The sequence below is a fragment of the Bradyrhizobium sp. 160 genome, from assembly GCF_023073735.1.
Taxonomy (GTDB): Bacteria; Pseudomonadota; Alphaproteobacteria; order Rhizobiales; family Xanthobacteraceae; genus Bradyrhizobium.
The window spans coordinates 110,953-129,191 of sequence record NZ_JADPKD010000063.1 but is presented as its reverse complement, the minus strand read 5'-3'; the positions used below and the strand labels follow the sequence as shown (position 1 = coordinate 129,191).

Sequence of the window (18,239 nt, the reverse complement as noted above, 5' to 3'; positions counted from 1 at the left end):
GGAGCAGGTCGCCGAAGGCGACGAATTCATGACGTGGCGATGGCGTGCCCATGGCAGGTTTCTCGGGAGCGACAGCGCATTTGACTGACCTGCCACGGACCATCTGGCGCGTGGGGCGCACTGCAACTTACTTTAAGTCATTCAGAAGCTTCCATGCTTCATCCAGCAAGACCTGAACCTGCCGTCGCTCGGCGACACTATCCTTTGTGAACATTCCGTGCTTCCGCGCATTCTGATTTCCCTTCGGCGCGCCGGATCTCCGTGCGCCGCCGTGCATGCGGCAGCGGACCTTGCCGTGCATTGCCGGCGCACGACAGACGGTGCCGCTGCGCGTCCGTGCGCCGCAGCGCGGGCTCGACTGCATTGCATCCGTGTTGCGGACGTGCTCGCTGCTCATGCGCTCGCGTCATTTTCCACGCCGAGTCCGTCTTGTCCGCCCTCGCGTGCCGGCGCCGTTTCTGCCTCCGCCGCGCCTGGCTGCGCCACGATCACGCTCGCATGCTGGGTGACGTTGCCCACAATAGCGCTGCCGCCGTCCTGCACCGACACGTTCTGCACCGTGATGGCGCGCTCGCCATTGCTGCGGTGGCGGCTGAGCGCCTCGGTCTGGGCTGCAAACGTGCGGGCCAACCGGGTCAATGCGCGGGTGATGCCTTCCTGCTGCTGAAGATTGTCGGTGAGGGCGAGGCGAAAGGCGGAGCGCATCGCCGCGACGTGGACGGACACCATCTGCGCCATCAGCATGGTTTCGATGGAATCCCTAGGCCCGATGCTCTTCATCATCGAGATCATGAAGGCGAGATTGGCCTCGTCCGGCTTTTGGTTGATCACGCTGGCCTTGAGCAATTGCTTGAGGATGCCATGCAGCGCGTCGCGATCGACGGCACCGAGCGCCTCGGCCAGCAGCCGCTCGCCGGCTTGCGGGTCGGGATGTTGGATCGTCAAGCGCCGTCGGGTGAGCTTGATGCGAGGCGTGGGTCTGCCGCGGTCCGTTGTTGCCGCGGCGGGTGCCGTGCTGGTGCAATTGAGAGATGTCGTCATGTCCTGGATCCCTTGGCCGAAGAGGCGCGAGCGCTTGCCGCGCGAAGGCGCGTCACGCTGGGCGCGCGGTGATTGCGATTTTCAGATGTCGATGAAGGGCTTATGCGCAACCAGCTCGATGTGCCCGGGGGCTGGAACGGCCTGGACGCTCACGGCTGCTGCGATGATGCCATTCTGCCAGTGTTTTGCCCGACGAGTCAATTCGATTTCGCAATACCAGAAATTCCGCTCGTGCTGCGCAAGCCCTTGTTCCGACAGCGGTCCGCTACTGTGCATGGGGTTGTTTTCGCATTTTTCGTTGCAGAGCTGCTCTCTCGTGCCGCGCGGCGGAATGCCTGCGTGCAAACGTGATTGCGAATTTTGGCGGAGCCGCCCATCATGAACTACGAGCGCGTCGCGCCAACAAGCATGCACAAGCGGCGCGACGAGGTCTGGGGAGGGAACGAATGCAACGAACGCTTCGCCTGCTGGCGATTGTCGCCGGATTGTGCGTGACGACACAGGCGCTCGCGCAGAAATATCCGGCGCGGCCGGTTAAGATCATGGTCGGCTTCAGCGCCGGCGGCCCGGTCGACGTCGTCGCGCGCATCATCGGCGATCGCTTAAGCAACAAGCTCGGACAGCCCTTCGTGGTCGAGAACCGCGCCGGCGCCAACGGCATGATCGCGGCCGAAGGCGTCGCGCGCGCGGACGCGGACGGCTACACCATCCTCGCCTGCAATTCGTCCACGATCACGCTCAACAAGACGCTGTTCAGGGATATCCGCTACGATCCGGAGAAGGACTTCGCGCCGCTCACCACGGTGGTCTCGGCACCGCTCGTGCTCGTCGTCAATCCCGAGAATCCCAAGACGACGAACATCAAATCGCTGGCCGATCTCGTCGCCGCCGCGAAGGCCGCGCCCGGCGCGCTCGCCTACGGCTCGGGCGGCAACGGCAACCTCGCGCATCTCGCCATGGAGCTGCTCAGCCAGAAGGCCGGCATCAAGATGATCCATGTGCCCTATCGCGGAGGTTCGGCGTCCGAGGTCGCCCTGCTCGCTCAGGAGGTGCTGGCGGTGTTCGATCCGCTCTCCGCGGTGCCGCTGGTGAAGGCCGGCAAGCTGCGCGCCCTCGCGGTGTCCTCAGCCGAGCGGCTGCCGTCGCTGCCTGATGTGCCGACCGTTGCGGAAGCCGGCTATCCCGGCTTCGATATCTCGTTCTGGGTCGGCTTCTTCATGCCGAAGGCGACACCCGCGCCGATCCTGGAGACGCTGCACCGGGAGATCATCACTGCTGCCAGGGATCCGGCGGTCGAGGATAAGCTCGGCTCGCAAGGCGTGGTCAGTGTGCTCAGCCCGACCGAGTACGCCGCCAAGATCGCGAAGGAGACCAAGGAGCTCGCCGACGTCGTGGCGGCCGCGAACATCAAGGCGGAATAGGAAAGTCTGCTTGGCTTGAAATGGCCGTCATCGCCACGGCCCCTATTCGCCGCCGGCCAGTCGCTTCAGCCGATCAAGCAGCGGGCGTTGTCCTGCGTTGATCCTCGCCTGCGCCTCTTCGAGGGTGAACCATTCGGCACGGTCGACCTCCGGGAAGGTCTGCCGTTTGCCGCTGCGTGGCGGCCATTCCATCTCGAACGTGTTGCTATGTATGCTGCGCGTGTCGATGTCGAACTCGGCTGCGAACGCGGTGACGAGTTTGCCGCCGCGCTGCCTGACCTCTCCAAGCGCGATCAGCGGCACGGACAGCTCGAGTCCAAGCTCCTCGGCAAACTCCCGCCGCGCGGCGATTTCCGCCTCTTCTTCGTCCGCATACTCCCCCTTTGGGATCGACCATGCACCGAGTTCCTTGTTGCGCCAGAACGGGCCTCCGGGATGAACCAGGAGAACCTCGAGCCTGCGGCCCTTCCGATAGGCGATGATCCCGGCGCTCTTCGATGGCATCGCAGTTCCGTGGCGGGGTCTGTCCGTCTCTCGGGAAAAAGTGGAACCGAGGGTTGTAATACAAGTTGGTAGCCAATGTTCATTTGATAAAATGGAGTGAACCATGATCCGCCTGTTGGCAACCACCGCCTTAGGGCTGGTGCTGGCGAGCGCCGCTCTTGCGCAATCGCCAAACACGACCACGAAGTCCGAGCAGACACCGCAATCCCAATCAAATTCCACCGCGCCGTCCACCACCTCGCCATCGGGCGCGGCTGACAAGCAGTCGACTACATCGCAACCGCAGCAATCACCGCCGACAGGACACTCGGCGCAGAATGCGCAGACAAGCGCACCGCCTTCCGGGCCTGCGAACTCCGGTTCCGGGACCTCCAATGCTGCCAACAGCACGGACACGTCCACGCGGCCGCAGAGCGGCACGGCAGGCTCGAACACGGCCGGCAACCAGCCTGCGACGCAGCAGGACGCCAACCCGCCACCGGCGAACACCAACCAGGCGCAGGATCGGTCCAATCCGCCGCCGGCCAATCAGGCTCAGCAGGCGCCCGCGGCATCTGGGGCCAACCAGGCGCAACAGTCGCCGAATGCGCCAGCCAGCAATCAGGCGCAGGGCGAGCGGTCCGGCACCAATTCACAGGCGGCCGCCCAGACCGACGTCAACCTCAACAAGCAGCAGGAGACCAAGATCAGTACCTCAATCTCGCGCCTGAACGTGCGGCCGCTGACCAACGTGAATTTCTCGCTGAATGTCGGCACCGTGGTGCCGCGCGACGTGCATCTCTCGACATTGCCGCCTGACGTCGTCGAGATCGTGCCGCAATATCGCGGCTACAGCTTCGCGCTGGTGAAGGATCAGATCGTCGTGGTCGATCCGGCGACCTACAGGATCGTGACGGTGCTGCCATATTCGGGGCAGTCCACCGCAACAACGACGACGACCACGCGCGAGCGTAGCGCGAGCAAGTTTTCAGATCGCGATCGTGAAGCGATCCGTAAGCATGTGAAGACCCGCACCGAAGGACGGAGCGAACGGCAGACCACCGGCAGCACGGCACGCACCGAGTTTCGCGTCGGCGACCGCGTTCCTGAGAGCGTCGAGGTGGAAGAATTTCCGAGCACCGTCTATCGCGATGCGCCGGACCTGCGGGAATATCGCTACCTCCACCGTGACACGCGGACCTACGTCATCGAGCCGCGCGAGCGTCGCGTGATCGAGGAGATCGACTAGCCTCCCGCCGATCGGAAGTCGCTCCATCGAGCGGCTTCCGAATCGGAGCATCAGCCCGAAGTTCGTTCGCGCGCGGCGAAACGGATAGCGCGGTCCTTCGCGCTCTTTGCGGCCGCGCGCGCTGCAATCATGCTGCGCGCCTTGCCGTGAGCCGAAGTGTTCTTCCGCAGCAAGGTCGCGAACCGCTTGCGGGCGCGGTTTGCGGTCAGCCGCGCGGCAAGCTGTTCGCCCTTGCGAATGATGGTCGTGACCGAAGGCGTCAGGTTGACCGGAACCCAGGCGACATCCTTGGCTTTTGAGAGGCTGCCGACGCCTTCGCACGGCGCTTCGCGCGGCAGGTCGATCCGGATCGCAAGCGCTTCCGCGCGCTCGGTCCAGTCGTCGGCCCTGGTCCCGGTGATGATGCGGACATAGTCGCGTGTCTCGCGCGGCAGCTCGCTCTCCTTTGCAAGCCACTTCTGGATGCGGCCGGGGCCTGCGTTGTAGGCGGCGGCCGCGAGGCCCAGATTGCCGAAATCGTCACGGAGCTTGCGCAGGAATTTTGCCGATGCCGGCAGCGCCTTCATGGGATCGAAGGGATCGTCGAGCCCGACCTCGGCGGCGGTCTCGGGCATGAATTGCGCGACGCCCTGCGCGCCGGCGTGGCTAACCTCGTTGGACTTGAAGCGGCTCTCCTGCCAGATGAGACGCGCGAAGAACGGCACCGGAATGCCGCTGGCTTCGGCCGCCTCACGAAGCGCGTGGCAGAACCGGTCTGTCGGTGAAACGGGCCCCTCGGCGACGGTTTCGGTCGCGCGCGGCGGATCGCTCTTCTCCTCATAGGCCGCGCGTGCATTGGCGAGCTCGATCGCCTGCACGCTGGCAAGGAAGAGCTCGACCACCGGAACAAGTGGCGAGGCATGATTGTTCTGAAGAACAGTGGTGTCGAATGTTGATGTTTGCCGGGACGCCGACGGATCGAGATCGCACATCAGAATCAGAAATGCGGCGCAAGCCGCGACGACAAATCGCATTACTGGGACAACCTCGAACTGTGGGGTGAGCGGCCAGCGATGCGCCGGCGATAAGGAGTTCTTAATCGCGCGATTGCGGCAAAGCTGCGGTCTCATGGGTTCCGTCGGTGCTACTACGGTGTTCCCACAGAGAAACTCTCCGCGGGTTTGCGGATCGCTGTTGCGAGCTGGGACGAGCGATCATGGTGCGATGGATGCTTGGCGCGGTGATGTCGCTCTGGTTGCTCTGCCCGGCATTCGCGGGCAATCTCGATGCAGCAGCGGTGAACGATGCTGCGCGTCCTGAAAAGCAACCGGCGACCGACAAGATCAACGCTTCGGTGTTGAAGCTTCAGATCCTGCTCGATCGTGCGCTATTCTCTCCCGGCCAGATCGACGGCAAGTTCGGCGAGAACGCGCAGAAGGCGCTGAAGGCATTCGCCGAGCAGAACGGGATCGCATCCGACACGGGCATAGCACCGGAGCTCTGGGAGAGGCTGAGCACGGCGAGCGAAGGTCCTGTCGTCGTCGACTACAAGATTACCGAAGCAGATGTGAAGGGGCCGTTCCTCAAAAAGCTGCCGGCCAAGCTCGATGACATGAAGTCGCTGCAGGCGCTGAGCTACACCAGTCCGCTCGAAGGGCTCGCGGAAAAATTCCACATGAGCGAGGAGCTGTTGAAGGCGCTCAATCCAAGAAAGGCCTTCGACAAAGCCGGTGAGACGATTGTCGTGGCCAATGTTCCGGCGCGACGGGAGCTTCCGCGCATTGCGCGGGTCGAGATCGACAAGACCAACGCAACACTGAAGGCGTTCGATGACACCGGTCGTCTCATCGCGTTCTATCCGGCGTCAATCGGCAGTCCGGATCGCCCGACGCCAACGGGGACGCTGAAGGTAACCGGCACCAACGAGCAGCCGACCTATCACTACAATCCCGAGTACAAGTTCAAGAGCGTCAAATCCAAAAGGCCGTTCGACATCAAGCCGGGGCCGAACAATCCGGTGGGTTCGTACTGGATCGGCCTGTCGGCGCAGGGCTACGGCATTCATGGAACGGCAGAGCCCGACAGGGTCAGCAAGTCCGCGTCTCACGGCTGCATCAGGCTCACCAATTGGGACGCTCGTGTGCTCGGCGAGAACGTGAAGCGCGGTACCCCCGTCGTCTTCCTCGATGCGCCGACGGAATCCTCCTCCAAGCAGCGGAGCAGACCGACCGGCGGGCGGACCTCGAACTGATCTTTCGGAAATCTTGCGGATCGCGATCTCGGCGGCATCGCCGGGGCTGCAGCACCGTCTGGAAGGCTGGCTTGGACGCTGAACGCTAAACAGCCGGGAAATACCAGGGCTGCCGGTAGGCTTGTTAAAGAATTGATTCAGATCAGCCGGCAACGAAGGCGAGCAGGGTGCCGTTGGCCTTGGCCGGCGGCACGCAGATCGCGTCGCGGCTGCGCATGGCTGCCGAACCGAGCGCCTTCTCGGTTGCCGCGAGGTCGCCGCTGATGAGCACCAGCGCCGCGCCGCCGCGCTCGGAGAGGCCCGCGAGCGGCACGCCGGGATAGCGCTTGCCGAGTTGGTCCAGCGTCAAATAGACGAAATCGGCGCGATCGCCGCCGGAGGGCACGGTGACCGCGCCGTCCGCCTCTGCCTTCGGCTCGCGATCGATCAGTTGGCCGAGATGCGCAGCTTCTTTCGCGGGCTCGCGCGTTGCGATCAGCGTCTGCTTGATCCGCCTGGCTGCATTGGCATGCTTCATCAATTCAGGAATCCACACCGTCTCGCGGGTCTTGTGCTGGCAGGCGAAGATGCGGACGCCGCCCGGCGCCTCCACGGTCGGCCACATGAAGGTGCGGAATTTTGCCGCCGAGACCGTGCCATTCGGCAGCGTCACGGGCCGTTCGAAATCGGTCGGGCCGATCGGCTCCAGGCCCCGTGCACGGATCTCTTCGGCGCCTGCGGCGGAATCGACCGCGGTGAAGGCGATGCGCTCGATGCCTTCGCCGTGCTTGTCGAGGAAAGCGCGCGCCGGGGCATTGAGCTCGGTCGTAGCGAGCACGCCGAGCAGCTCCATATAGTCGGGATCGAACATGATGGTGTAGTTGCCCGTGCCCATATGGACGCTGTGGGTGCCGCGCGGGGAGACGGTGAAGCCGAGCTGCCGATAGTTCTCGGCGGCCTTGTCGAGGTCCTTCACCATGACCACGGCGTGGTCGATACCGATGACGTTCTTGAGGGCCACTGTTCTTTCCCCGATTGCGAGCTGAATTGGGCCGCTCCGGCGGCTGCCGGTCCTGTCTACGCCTGATAGACGGTCAAGTCATTTTCAATTCAGCGAAACATGCGGAAATTTCATTCTGCGAAATGCTGTCGATGCGCGGCGGCATCAACGGGCCTGCTCGATGTAAGCGGCGAGGATGGCGCGCTCCTCACTGGTCATCTCGGTGATGTTGCCCGGCGGCATCGCATTGGACCAAGCCGCGACGCGGCCGATCAGCCGGATGTTGCGATGGATGTGCTCGGGCGCGTCGAGCAATATCCCTTTCGGTGCGGCGACGATACCGGCCCAGACCGGCTCGGCGGCGTGGCACATGCTACAGCGGGACATCACGATCTCCTTGACATCGGCGAGCGTCGGCTGCGCCGGCAGGGCGCTGGTCTTGACGTTGCGCGGTCCGGCGGCGGAGAGGAACAGGATCGCGATCACGCCAACCGCTGCCACGCCCCACACCCACCACGGCGATTTGCGCCCCGCATGCCGCGCGTTGAAGAAGTGGCGGATCACCGGGCCGAGTGCCAGGATGATCGCGACGATGATCCAGTTGAAGCGCGTGGCGTAGAGCAGGGGATAGTGGTTGCTGATCATCAGCACGACCACGGGCAGCGTCAGATAATTGTTGTGGACCGAGCGTTCCTTGCTGGCCTTGCCGAGCCCGGGATCGGGCGCCTGTCCAGCGATCAGGCTGGCTACGATCTTCTTCTGGTTCGGGATGATCAGCGCGAAGACGTTGGCGACCATGATGGTGCCAATGATCGCGCCGATCTGGTTGAAGGCGCCGCGACCGCTCAGCACATGCGTGAAGGCGTAGGTCAGCGCGACCAGGAACAGATAGCCGCCGATGGCAAAGGGCAGCTCGCGCCGCGCAAGCCCGGTGCGACAGGCAGCCTCATAAAGCAGCCACGCCAGCGCGAGGCTGAAGAAGCTGAACAGGCCGGCGTGGAACGGCGTGAGGTCGAGGATCGATCTGTCGACCAGGAACAAATCGGCCTCGAGATAATACACCACCACCATCAGCGCGAAGCCGGACAGCCAGGTGGTGTAGGCCTCCCATTTGAACCAGGTCAGCTCGTCCGGCATCTGGCTCGGTGCGACCAGATATTTCATGATCCGATAGAAGCCGCCGCCATGGACCTGCCAGGCTTCGCCCTGCACGCCGTCAGGCAAGTCGCCCGGTGGCTCGCTCTTGGGCCTGAGGCCGAGGTCGAGGGCGATGAAGTAGAAGGAACTGCCGATCCAGGCAATCGCCGCCACCACGTGCAGCCAGCGTAGCAGCAGGCTGGCCCATTCCGATAAGACGGATCCCCACATGATCACCCCAATCGGTCGCGACACCAATGCCGCAGCTTTGAACAACCGGCAGTCGCGCCCCAGCAATGTGTCGCACCGATCAGCCGCATTTTCCAGTACGATGGGCCGCGGCTGATGCCCATCGTGCGGGCATGAACTGACGTCGGATTTGGCAGGCGCATGACCTGCCGCAGAACGTTCGCGGATCGTTTGCGTATTGACCTTTGAGACGCGCAGGCCGGGAGGAAGACGTGAAGAACAGAATATGGTCCGTTGCGATGTTCGCGGGATTGCTGGTCGCGGCTGCCACCAGCGCACAAGGTGAGCCGGTGCTGCAGGGCAAGGATGCCTACGGCGATTGGCGGGCCGACAAGCCCGGCACGGTCAGGTTGATCCGACCACAGGATCTGGTCAGGCCCGGCGCGACGCGCTCCGTTGCGAGCTCGTCGCGTGTGGTGTCGCGTCCAGCGGAGGCCGCGCTCCAGGTCCCGGCCGGATTCAAGATCGAGCTGTTCGCCGAAGGCCTGCGCGCGCCGCGCATCGTGCGGGTCGCGCCAAATGGGGATGTCTTCGTCGCGGAAACACGGGCCGGCACCATCCGCGTGCTGCGCGCGGGCGATGGCGGCAAGGCCGCGACCAACGAGGTGTTTGCCGGCGGCCTGAGGCAGCCGTTCGGCATCGCCTTCTTTCCGGGCGGTGACAACCCGCAATGGGTCTATGTCGCCAAGACCGACAGCGTCGTTCGCTTTCCCTACCAGGCCGGCGATCTCAAGGCACGCGGCAAGGCGGAAACGATCGTGGCAAGCCTGCCGCATGACGGCGGACATTCCACCCGCGACATCGTGTTCACGCCCGACAACAAACGCATGCTGGTGTCGGTTGGCTCGCTCAGCAACGTCGCCGAGGGCATGGGCACGCCGCCGGGTGGATTGGAGGCGTGGTCGAAAGCGCAACCGCTTGGCGCTGCCTGGGCCAGCGAGACGGAGCGCGCCGCCGTGCTGGCCTTCAATCCCGACGGCAAGGAGCGGAAGATCTACGCCACGGGCCTGCGCAATTGCGTTGGTCTTGCGATCCAGCCGCAGACTGGGCTGCCCTGGTGCTCGACCAACGAGCGCGACGGCCTCGGCGACGATCTCGTGCCCGATTACGTGACCAGTGTGAAGGAGGGCGGCTTCTACGGCTGGCCCTGGTTCTATATCGGCAACAATGAAGACCCGCGCCACGCCGGCGCGCGGCCGGACCTCAAGGACAAGGTGACCGTCCCGGACGTGCTGATCCAGCCGCATTCGGCCTCGCTCGGCATGACCTTCTATCAGGGCACGCAGTTTCCGCCCGAGTATCAGGGCGACGCCTTCGCCGCCGAGCACGGCTCCTGGAACAGATCGAAGCGCACCGGCTACAAGGTGATCCGCATCCGCATGAAGGACGGCAAGCCGACGGGCGAGTACGAGGATTTCGTCACGGGGTTCGTCGTGAGCGACACTGAAGTGTGGGGACGGCCGGTTGGCGTTGCTGTGGCGAAGGACGGATCGCTGCTGGTGTCGGAGGATGGCAACGGCACGATCTGGCGGGTGACATATTCGCGCTGAGCGCGCCGCGTGACGCTGCCCCTCTCCCCTTGTGGGACCTTGTGGGAGAGGGTGGCTCGCCGCGAAGCGGCGAGACGGGTGAGGGGGTCTCCATCCTCACGAACGGTTGGGCGATTGGAGAGAACCCGTCATCCGGCGCTTCGCGCCACCTTCTCCCACAAGCGGAGAAGGTGACAGAGAACCCTACCCCCGTCTCACGCTCGCACCGCCATCCACCGGCAGCGTCACGCCGGTGATGAAGCTCGCTTCATCTGAAGCCAGGAACAGCGCGGCATTCGCGACGTCCCATCCGGTGCCCATCTTCCTGCGCAGCGGCACCTTGCTGTCGCGTTCGGCTTCGACTTCGGCGCGGGTCTTGTGCCATTCGCGGGCGCGGGTATCGACGGCCATCGGCGTGTTCATCAGGCCGGGCAAAATGACATTGGCGCGGATGCCGTATTCGGCATTCTGGTAGGCGAGCTGTTCGGTGAAGGCGATCATCGCCGATTTCGTCGCCTTGTAGGCGACGTAAGGATAGGTCGTGATCGCCGCCATCGAGGAGATGTTGATGATGGCGCCGTCTCTCTGCGTGCGCATGATCGGGATCACCTCTTTCGCGGCGAGAATGCAGCTCTTCAGATTGATGGCGACGACGCGGTCGAACGCTTCTTCGGTCAGTTGCAACAATTCTGCATCGCCGCCGGCAAGGCTGACGCCGACATTGTTGTGCAGCACGTCGATCCGGCCCCAGCGCGATTGCGCGTCCGCGACCATCGCCTTGATGTCGGCGGCTTTGGTCACGTCGGCCTTGAAGGCTGCGGCTGTGCCCTGCTTCGCCGTGATCATCGCGACCGTCTCCTGCGCCGAGTCCACATGATGATCGACGCACAGGACCTTGGCACCCTCCCGCGCGAAGGTGAGCGCAGTGGCGCGGCCGTTGCCCATGCCCTCGCCCGGGCTCTGCCCCGCGCCGACGACGATCGCAACCTTGTCCTTCAAGCGCATCTCGGTTTACTCCCGGGCCCGGATCCTGTTGATCCAATATTTTCGTGCAGATTAGCAATCGCCTCGACCGGAGAGAAGGGCGCCGCTCCCGCGTTCATGTCATTGACATCACATGCGATTGCATGTTGCGGCCGGCCGACCGCGCATGGCTGACCCCAGCGGTTCAGGAACCGTTCTGAGGTCGCAGCGTTTGTTGCGGAGCCTTTCCCGCGCTAGGCTCTGTCCCGGGGCTTTCCAACCGCCAGTGGCTTGCCGATGAATCTGCTCGATCCGCAAGGGCCTGTGGCTGCGGCCAACAGCACCATCCTGATCGATTCCGTCTTCATCATGCTCGTGATCGTGGTGCCGACCATCGCCGCGATACTCGGCTTCGCGTTCTGGTTTCGCGCGTCCAATCCGAAAGCGCGTTACCAGCCCCACTTCGTCTATTCCGGGCGCGTCGAGATGGTGGTGTGGGCGATCCCTGCGCTCACCGTCATCCTGCTCGGCGGCGTCGCCTGGATTGGCTCGCATCAGCTTGATCCCGCAGCACCGGTGCCGGGCACCGGCAGCCCGGTGCGCATCCAGGCCGTCTCGCTCGACTGGAAATGGCTGTTCATCTATCCGGATCAGCGCATCGCCACCGTCAACACGCTGACGGTGCCGGCCGGCGCCGAGCTGAATTTCCAGCTGACGTCGTCGAGCGTGATGAACACGTTCTTTATCCCGCAACTCGGCAGCATGATCTACACCATGAACGGCATGGTGACGAAGCTGAACTTGCGCGCCGACCACGAGGGCAGGCTCCAGGGCCTGTCGGCGCATTTCTCCGGCGACGGCTTCCCCGACATGATGTTCGACGTCAACGTGATCTCGCCGCTCGCTTTTCCGGACTGGGTGGCGACCACCGCGAAGACCGATGCCGTGCTGAATGCGGACAGCTACAAGAAGCTGATGCAGCAGGGGGTCGAGAAGAGCCGGCCGACCTATCGGCTCGAGGATCCGCGCCTGTTCGACCTGATCGCAACCCAGCACATTCCGCCGGGTCCTGGACCGGAGCTGGCATCCGAAGCCGGCCGGTCGCACAGTGGAGGCCACGATGCTCGGTAAGCTCGATTGGTCCGCCATTCCGTTCGATCAGCCGATTCCGCTCGTCGCCGGCGCGGTGGTGCTGGTTGCCATCCTGGGCGTGCTGGCCTGGGTCGTGGTGAGGGGGCATCTGCCCTATCTCTGGAGCGAATGGATCACCAGCGTCGATCACAAGCGCATCGGCGTCATGTATGTGCTGCTGGCCTCGGTGATGCTGCTGCGCGGCGGCAGCGATGCCATCATGATGCGAATCCAGCAGGCGGTCGCCTACCAGTCGCAAGGCTATCTCCCGCCCGAGCACTACAACCAGATTTTTTCCGCGCACGGCACCATCATGATCTTCTTCGTGGCGATGCCGTTCGTGATCGGGCTGATGAACCTGATCGTGCCGCTCCAACTCGGCGTGCGCGATGTCGCGTTCCCGACGCTCAATTCGGTCGGGTTCTGGCTGACCGCGACCGGCGCACTGCTGGTCAATATTTCGCTCGTGGTCGGTGAATTCGCGCGCACCGGCTGGCTCGCTTTTCCGCCACTCTCAGAACTGTCCTACTCGCCCGGGGTCGGCGTCGACTATTACGCCTGGTCACTCCAGATCTCCGGCGTCGGCACGCTGGTCGCCGGCATCAATCTCGTCACCACCGTGCTGAAGCTGCGCACCAAGGGCATGAACTATCTGCGCATGCCGATGTTCTGCTGGACCACGCTGGCCTCGAACCTCCTCATCGTCGCCGCGTTCCCGATCCTCACCGCCACGCTGGCGATGCTCTTGCTCGACCGTTACCTCGGCTTCCACTTCTTCACCAACGAGGCCGGCGGCAACGTCATGATGTTCATGAACCTGATCTGGGCTTGGGGGCATCCCGAGGTCTACATCCTGGTGCTGCCGGCCTTTGGCATCTTCTCCGAGGTGGTTTCGACCTTCTCCGGCAAGGCGCTGTTCGGCTATCGCTCGATGGTGCTCGCGACCATGGCGATCTGCGTCATCTCCTTCATGGTGTGGTTGCATCATTTCTTCACGATGGGTGCCGGCCCCGACGTCAACGCCATCTTCGGCATCGCCAGCATGATCATCGCGGTGCCGACGGGGGTGAAGATTTACAATTGGCTGTTCACGATGTATGGCGGCCGCATCCGTTTTGCGACGCCGATGCTGTGGGCGGTCGGCTTCATGGTGACGTTCATCGTCGGCGGATTGACCGGCGTCCTGCTCGCGGTGCCGCCGGCCGACTTCATGCTTCACAACAGCATGTTCCTGGTGGCGCACTTCCACAATGTCATCATCGGCGGCGTGCTGTTCGGCGCCTTCGCCGGCTTCGAATATTGGTTTCCGAAGGCGTTCGGTTTCCGCCTCGACGAACGCTGGGGCAAGGCTGCGTTCTGGTTCACTTTCCTCGGCTTCTTCATCACCTTCATGCCGCTCTATGTCGCCGGCATGCTCGGCATGACGCGGCGCATGCAGCATTACGATGTCGCGGCCTGGCGGCCCTGGATGCTGGTGGCGGCGGTGGGCATGGCGGTGCTGACGATCGGCGTGATCTGCCAGATCGTGCAGATCGTGGTCAGCATCCGCAACCGCGAGGCCTTGCGTGACCGCACCGGCGATCCCTGGGACGGCCGCTCGCTGGAATGGGCGACCTCGTCGCCGCCGCCGGTGTTCAATTTCGCGTTCCACCCCGACGTGCGCGGCGAGGACGCCTATTGGGAGATGAAGGCCCACGCCAAGCAGCAACTGCTCGAGCACGAAGAGCCGGAATATCAGGACATCGAGATGCCTCGGAATTCTCCCACCGGTTTCGTCTGCGCGTTCTTCGCCACCATCATGGGCTTTGCGCTGATCTGGCACATCTGGTGGATGGTGATCCTGGGCGGCCTGGGTGCCTTCGCGACCTTCGTCGTGTTCGCCTGGCGCGACCATGACGAATACGTCATCCCGGCCGATGAGGTCGCCCGCATCGACCGTATCAATCTCGAGGAGCGGCGCAGCCTCGTCAGCATGGCGGGGGCAGTCTGATGTCGATGACCGCCACGGCCGGCCGCGCCCACGCCGATCCACATCACATCGGGCTCATCATCGAGCATCCCGGACCCGCGCCGAAGCGGATCGTGACCGCCTACGGCTTCTGGATCTTCCTGCTCTCCGACATCGTGATGTTCTCCTGCTTCTTTGCGGCCTATGCGGTGCTGGCCGGCCAGACCGCCGGCGGCCCGAAGGGCTCGGAGATCTTCGAGCCGAAGAACGTGGCGATCGAAACGGTCTGCCTGTTGCTGTCGAGCTTCACCTGCGGCATGGCCAGCATTGCCGCCGACGTGCGCAACCGGCTCTGGTTCTATCTCGGCATGGCCGTGACCTGTGTGCTCGGCCTCATATTCCTCGCCATCGAGTTCCGCGAATTCGCCGACCTCGTCGCCCGTGGCTATGGCCCGTCGCGCAGCGCGTTCCTGACCGCGTTCTTCTCGCTGGTCGGGTGTCATGGCCTGCACGTCTCGGCCGGAGTGCTGTGGCTGCTCACCATGATGGCCCAGGTGTTCGCCAAGGGCTTTCGCGCCGACATATTGCGGCGGATGATGTGCTTTGCGCTGTTCTGGCACGCGCTCGACATCATCTGGGTCGCGGTGTTTTCCGTGGTCTACCTGCTCGGGAGCGCGCCATGAGTGATCAGACCCATGGGTTAGTCAAACACGACCTCGCGCCCGGCGAGGAAGAGCAACACAGTGTCGGCACCCGCATCCTCGGTTATGTCGTCGGTCTTGTCTTGGCCCTGCTGCTCACGGCGACGTCGTTCTTCATCGCCGGTACGGATCTGGTCTGGCAGCCGTCGATCCCTGTCGCGCTGATCGTGCTCGCGATCGCACAGATGGGCGTGCATCTCGTGTTCTTCCTGCACATCACCACAGGTCCGGACAACACCAATAACGTGCTGGCGCTCGCCTTCGGGCTTCTGGTTGTCTTCCTGGTGGTCGGAGGAACGGTCTGGATTATGGCGCATCTGAACGCCAACATGCCACCGATGGACCACATCATGCAGATGCGGACTTAGGACCCGCCCAAAAAGAAAGAGCCGCTTGGATGGCAAGCGGCCCAAGTCAAGGGAGGAAACGCCCGAGCAAGGCAATCGGACCGAAGCCGGATTGCTGCCAAAGGAAACGCTCGCGCAAAGCGCTTGCGTACGCATACGAATGACGCAACTCCCGATAGACTTCAATTCCAGATCAATACGGTCTCGGACTACTACTCACGGATGTGTGAAGGAATTGTTCACTTCGGCCGACGGCAATTATAGGCCTTGCGGAAACCGGCGGCCTGGGCGTCGTCCTCCGAGCAGAACCAGCGGTCGGGCTTCGTCGTCGCCGGATAGCTCGGGCAGCCCCGCAAATGATAGATGCCGATATTGCCGGTGACGCGTGCGCGCACCGCGAGCTTGCCCTTGATGCTGCAACTCGGCGGCATCGTCAGCTCCTCGGGGAACAGCACGGCGCGGATTTCCTTGTCCCGGTCGGGGCGGCACGCGGCGCCGAGAAGCGCGCCATCCCTCTTGCCGGCGCGGAAATCTTGCGGTGCAACAAAGCAGCCCTTCCAGATCCCAGCGGCCGCCGTCTTGGCCTCGGTGGCCGCCGGTTTGACGTTGGCCTTGATCGGCTCGCGCGCGAGGGCGAAGCCGAGCTTGATCAACTGCTCGTTCAAGCTGGCCTTGTCGCCCTCGGCCGTGCAGATGGCGCGGTGCCGCTTGCCAAAACTCTTTTCCGGCCCGACGTCGTCGCAGCGCACCGTCCGTTTTCCGATCAGTTTCGTCAGCTGGTCGCGGGCCTCGATGCCGCAGCTCCAGGAATCGGCGTGCTCGTCGATGCAGACCTGATCAAGTTCGGGCGCATCAACGCCGTCGAGCCGGTAGGTGACGTCGCCGAGCTGGATGGAGTTGCCGTCGCGGGCTGTCGCGGCGGCAGTCAGCGCGGAGGCTGGTCCGGGCGAGACCAGAAATCCGGACAAGGCGAAAAATGAAGCGAGCGCAAAAGCGCGCGCGGAGGCAAAGAAATTTCGGAAGGACATACGATCTCGCTATCGATGGCTCGTGCGGCCCTGTTCCTAGCATCCGGATGTGGCGAGACCAATGGTCTGCGCCCTGCGAAGTGCGACATTCCGGCCTCGCGGCTTTACTCAGCCGTTGCTCTGATCCTATCGTTCGCCGGCCTTGCGGGCCGCAGGGCCGAATCGCCTGGTAAGCGGCGAGGGGGAGGAAAAGGTTGCAATGAAAGACCCCGTGGACGTCCTGATCATCGGCGCCGGCGCTTCCGGCGCAGCGGTGGCGTGGTCGCTGGCCGAGACCAAGATGCACATTCTCTGCCTGGAGCAGGGCGGCTGGATGAATCCGGCGGAATATCCCAGCACCGGGCGGGACTGGGAAGCCAAGTTCTACGGCGAATGGTCGTCGAGCCCCAACGTCCGGGGCCGGCCCGAGGACTATCCGATCAACGACGACAATTCGCCGATCAAGGTCGTCAACTACAATGCAGTGGGCGGCTCGACGGTCATGTACACCGCGCACTGGCCGCGGCTGCATCCCTCCGATTTCAAGGTGAGGACGCTCGACGGCGTCGCCGACGACTGGCCGATCGACTACGATGCGCTGACCCCGTTCTTCGAGGAGAACGACCGGATAATGGGGACGTCCGGCCTGTCAGGCGATCCGCTTTCGCCGCTGACGCATCCGCCGATGCCGCAACAGCCGCTCGGATTGTCCGGCGCCATCATCGGCAAGGCCATGAACAAGCTCGGCTGGCACTGGTGGCCGTCTGACACGACGGTCGCGACCATGGATTATGAGGGCCGGGCGCGCTGCATCAATCTCGGCCATTGCACGCCGGCCTGCGCGCAAGGCGCAAAGTCTTCCACCGACATCACCTATTGGCCGCATGCGATCCGTGCCGGCGTCGAGCTGCGAACCCATTGCCGCGTGCGTGAGATCACTACCGACGAGACCGGCATGGCCTCGGGCGTCGTCTATTACGACAAGGACGGCATCGAGCAATTTCAGCCCGCCCACGTCGTCATCATCGCCTGCAACGGCGTCGGCACGCCGCGACTGCTGCTGAACTCGGCCTCGGGGCGTTTTCCGAATGGACTTGCCAATTCGTCCGGCCTCGTCGGCAAGAACCTGATGTTTCACCCCTATGCGCAGATCTACGGCTATGTGAAGGAGCCGACGGACAGCAACCGCGCGCCGCCGACCTGCCTGTGGAGCAAGCAGTGGTATGACACGGACCTGTCGCGCGGCTTCGTGCGCGGCTACGGCGTGCAGTTCGTTCGCGGGGCAGGGCCGGTGTTCGAGGCCGTCGTCAGCGAGCAGAAGGGCATTTTGCCCTGGGGCGCCGACCATCACCGCGTCTTCCGCAAGCTCAATGGCCATCGGCTGGGTTTCTCCGCGATCTGCGAGGACCTGCCCGAAGAGCATAATCGCGTCACGCTGGATCCGGTGCTGAAGGACAGCCATGGCATTCCCGCACCGAAGATCGATTATACGATCAGCGAGAACAGCCGGAAGATGATGGAGCATGCGCTCGCCCGCGGCCGCGAGGTTCTTGAAGCGGCGGGCGCGACCGACATCTGCATCAATTCGCCGATCCCGTGGGGCGGCTGGCACCTGCTCGGCACCGCGCGGATGGGCACCGACCCCGAACGCTCGGTCGTCAACGAATGGGGCCGCACCCACGACGTCGAGAACCTCTTCATCGTCGACGGCAGCATCTTCGTCACTTCGGGCGGGGTAAACCCGACCTCCACCATCCAGGCCCTCGCGCTCTACATCGCCGACCAGATGAAGCAGCGCCTGGCCAATTTGTTCGATTAGAGGAT

18 protein-coding genes are annotated in these 18,239 nt (G+C 63.7%); 9 read left to right on the top strand and 9 right to left on the bottom strand.

Going from position 1 to position 18,239, the window contains the following annotated elements; genetic code table 11:
• Window positions 1-127: 127 nt before the first annotated feature.
• The 3 genes from IVA98_RS37100 to IVA98_RS26200 form a co-directional block, all read right to left on the bottom strand.
• The gene (locus IVA98_RS37100; RefSeq protein ID WP_276576804.1) at window positions 128-364 is read right to left on the bottom strand and encodes an HGGxSTG domain-containing protein; all 237 of its coding nucleotides are present in this window, start codon (window positions 362-364) and stop codon (window positions 128-130) included.
• Window positions 365-393: 29 nt separating this feature from the next.
• Window positions 394-1,041: a hypothetical protein gene (locus IVA98_RS26205; RefSeq protein WP_247303154.1), complete on the bottom strand. Its 648-nt coding sequence runs from the start codon at window positions 1,039-1,041 to the stop codon at window positions 394-396.
• Window positions 1,042-1,122: 81 nt separating this feature from the next.
• Complete coding sequence (locus IVA98_RS26200) at window positions 1,123-1,386, bottom strand: hypothetical protein (protein ID WP_247303152.1); 264 nt, start codon at window positions 1,384-1,386, stop codon at window positions 1,123-1,125.
• Between the two features lie 101 nt (window positions 1,387-1,487).
• Between IVA98_RS26200 and IVA98_RS26195 the strand changes: the two genes are divergently transcribed.
• Window positions 1,488-2,462 (top strand): Bug family tripartite tricarboxylate transporter substrate binding protein, encoded by a 975-nt coding sequence (locus tag IVA98_RS26195; protein ID WP_247303149.1) that lies wholly within the window; start codon window positions 1,488-1,490, stop codon window positions 2,460-2,462.
• A 42-nt stretch (window positions 2,463-2,504) separates the two neighbouring features.
• Here IVA98_RS26195 and IVA98_RS26190 read toward each other — a convergent pair whose 3' ends face one another.
• The gene (locus IVA98_RS26190; RefSeq protein ID WP_247303146.1) at window positions 2,505-2,966 is read right to left on the bottom strand and encodes an NUDIX hydrolase; all 462 of its coding nucleotides are present in this window, start codon (window positions 2,964-2,966) and stop codon (window positions 2,505-2,507) included.
• A gap of 103 nt (window positions 2,967-3,069) precedes the next feature.
• Between IVA98_RS26190 and IVA98_RS26185 the strand changes: the two genes are divergently transcribed.
• Window positions 3,070-4,194, top strand: coding sequence for a DUF1236 domain-containing protein (locus tag IVA98_RS26185; RefSeq protein WP_247355750.1), 1,125 nt, complete (start codon window positions 3,070-3,072; stop codon window positions 4,192-4,194).
• Between the two features lie 50 nt (window positions 4,195-4,244).
• On the opposite strand, the gene IVA98_RS26180 is transcribed toward IVA98_RS26185, so the two are convergent.
• On the bottom strand, window positions 4,245-5,207 hold the full coding sequence (locus tag IVA98_RS26180; protein ID WP_247303143.1) for a lytic transglycosylase domain-containing protein: 963 nt from the start codon (window positions 5,205-5,207) through the stop codon (window positions 4,245-4,247).
• A 182-nt stretch (window positions 5,208-5,389) separates the two neighbouring features.
• Here IVA98_RS26180 and IVA98_RS26175 point away from each other — a divergent pair, with 182 nt between their 5' ends.
• A complete protein-coding gene (locus tag IVA98_RS26175; RefSeq protein WP_247303141.1) occupies window positions 5,390-6,424 on the top strand; it encodes a L,D-transpeptidase family protein in 1,035 nt (344 codons plus the stop codon).
• A gap of 142 nt (window positions 6,425-6,566) precedes the next feature.
• Here IVA98_RS26175 and IVA98_RS26170 read toward each other — a convergent pair whose 3' ends face one another.
• Together IVA98_RS26170 and IVA98_RS26165 are read right to left on the bottom strand one after the other, a co-directional pair.
• On the bottom strand, window positions 6,567-7,424 hold the full coding sequence (locus tag IVA98_RS26170; RefSeq protein WP_247303138.1) for a VOC family protein: 858 nt from the start codon (window positions 7,422-7,424) through the stop codon (window positions 6,567-6,569).
• Between the two features lie 144 nt (window positions 7,425-7,568).
• Entirely contained in the window at window positions 7,569-8,771 is a 1,203-nt protein-coding gene (locus tag IVA98_RS26165; protein WP_247303136.1) for a urate hydroxylase PuuD, read from the bottom strand.
• 230 nt (window positions 8,772-9,001) lie between these two features.
• Between IVA98_RS26165 and IVA98_RS26160 the strand changes: the two genes are divergently transcribed.
• Entirely contained in the window at window positions 9,002-10,339 is a 1,338-nt protein-coding gene (locus IVA98_RS26160) for a PQQ-dependent sugar dehydrogenase (RefSeq protein WP_247355749.1), read from the top strand.
• A 183-nt stretch (window positions 10,340-10,522) separates the two neighbouring features.
• Here the strand turns inward: IVA98_RS26160 and IVA98_RS26155 are convergent, their stop codons facing one another.
• A complete protein-coding gene (locus tag IVA98_RS26155; RefSeq protein WP_247303133.1) occupies window positions 10,523-11,323 on the bottom strand; it encodes an SDR family NAD(P)-dependent oxidoreductase in 801 nt (266 codons plus the stop codon).
• A 255-nt stretch (window positions 11,324-11,578) separates the two neighbouring features.
• Here IVA98_RS26155 and IVA98_RS26150 point away from each other — a divergent pair, with 255 nt between their 5' ends.
• From IVA98_RS26150 to cyoD, 4 genes are read left to right on the top strand one after another with little or no spacing between them, the layout of a single operon-like run.
• Window positions 11,579-12,412 carry a cytochrome ubiquinol oxidase subunit II family protein gene (locus IVA98_RS26150; RefSeq protein WP_247303131.1) on the top strand — a complete coding sequence of 278 codons (834 nt, stop codon included), beginning with the start codon at window positions 11,579-11,581 and terminating at the stop codon, window positions 12,410-12,412.
• The gene (gene cyoB, locus IVA98_RS26145; protein WP_247333060.1) at window positions 12,402-14,402 is read left to right on the top strand and encodes a cytochrome o ubiquinol oxidase subunit I; all 2,001 of its coding nucleotides are present in this window, start codon (window positions 12,402-12,404) and stop codon (window positions 14,400-14,402) included. The genes IVA98_RS26150 and cyoB overlap by 11 nt, the downstream gene beginning before the upstream one ends.
• Window positions 14,402-15,043: a cytochrome (ubi)quinol oxidase subunit III gene (locus IVA98_RS26140; RefSeq protein ID WP_247303127.1), complete on the top strand. Its 642-nt coding sequence runs from the start codon at window positions 14,402-14,404 to the stop codon at window positions 15,041-15,043. The genes cyoB and IVA98_RS26140 overlap by 1 nt, the downstream gene beginning before the upstream one ends.
• Window positions 15,040-15,429 carry a cytochrome o ubiquinol oxidase subunit IV gene (gene cyoD, locus IVA98_RS26135; protein ID WP_247303125.1) on the top strand — a complete coding sequence of 130 codons (390 nt, stop codon included), beginning with the start codon at window positions 15,040-15,042 and terminating at the stop codon, window positions 15,427-15,429. Before IVA98_RS26140 ends, cyoD begins: the two co-directional genes overlap by 4 nt.
• Window positions 15,430-15,647: 218 nt before the next feature.
• Here the strand turns inward: cyoD and IVA98_RS26130 are convergent, their stop codons facing one another.
• Entirely contained in the window at window positions 15,648-16,436 is a 789-nt protein-coding gene (locus IVA98_RS26130) for a thermonuclease family protein (RefSeq protein WP_247303123.1), read from the bottom strand.
• 199 nt (window positions 16,437-16,635) lie between these two features.
• On the opposite strand from IVA98_RS26130, the gene IVA98_RS26125 reads away from it, so the two are divergent.
• Window positions 16,636-18,234, top strand: coding sequence for a GMC family oxidoreductase (locus tag IVA98_RS26125; protein ID WP_247355748.1), 1,599 nt, complete (start codon window positions 16,636-16,638; stop codon window positions 18,232-18,234).
• Window positions 18,235-18,239 lie beyond the last annotated feature (5 nt).

Coding starts and splice junctions, on each gene's coding strand:
- IVA98_RS37100 (WP_276576804.1), bottom strand. CDS start 364: ATGCAGTCGAGCCCGCGCTGCGGCGCACGGACGCGCAGCGGCACCGTC.
- IVA98_RS26205 (WP_247303154.1), bottom strand. CDS start 1,041: ATGACGACATCTCTCAATTGCACCAGCACGGCACCCGCCGCGGCAACA.
- IVA98_RS26195 (WP_247303149.1), top strand. CDS start 1,488: ATGCAACGAACGCTTCGCCTGCTGGCGATTGTCGCCGGATTGTGCGTG.
- IVA98_RS26190 (WP_247303146.1), bottom strand. CDS start 2,966: ATGCCATCGAAGAGCGCCGGGATCATCGCCTATCGGAAGGGCCGCAGG.
- IVA98_RS26185 (WP_247355750.1), top strand. CDS start 3,070: ATGATCCGCCTGTTGGCAACCACCGCCTTAGGGCTGGTGCTGGCGAGC.
- IVA98_RS26180 (WP_247303143.1), bottom strand. CDS start 5,207: ATGCGATTTGTCGTCGCGGCTTGCGCCGCATTTCTGATTCTGATGTGC.
- IVA98_RS26175 (WP_247303141.1), top strand. CDS start 5,390: ATGGTGCGATGGATGCTTGGCGCGGTGATGTCGCTCTGGTTGCTCTGC.
- IVA98_RS26165 (WP_247303136.1), bottom strand. CDS start 8,771: ATGTGGGGATCCGTCTTATCGGAATGGGCCAGCCTGCTGCTACGCTGG.
- IVA98_RS26155 (WP_247303133.1), bottom strand. CDS start 11,323: ATGCGCTTGAAGGACAAGGTTGCGATCGTCGTCGGCGCGGGGCAGAGC.
- IVA98_RS26150 (WP_247303131.1), top strand. CDS start 11,579: ATGAATCTGCTCGATCCGCAAGGGCCTGTGGCTGCGGCCAACAGCACC.
- cyoB (WP_247333060.1), top strand. CDS start 12,402: ATGCTCGGTAAGCTCGATTGGTCCGCCATTCCGTTCGATCAGCCGATT.
- IVA98_RS26140 (WP_247303127.1), top strand. CDS start 14,402: ATGTCGATGACCGCCACGGCCGGCCGCGCCCACGCCGATCCACATCAC.
- cyoD (WP_247303125.1), top strand. CDS start 15,040: ATGAGTGATCAGACCCATGGGTTAGTCAAACACGACCTCGCGCCCGGC.
- IVA98_RS26130 (WP_247303123.1), bottom strand. CDS start 16,436: ATGTCCTTCCGAAATTTCTTTGCCTCCGCGCGCGCTTTTGCGCTCGCT.
- IVA98_RS26125 (WP_247355748.1), top strand. CDS start 16,636: ATGAAAGACCCCGTGGACGTCCTGATCATCGGCGCCGGCGCTTCCGGC.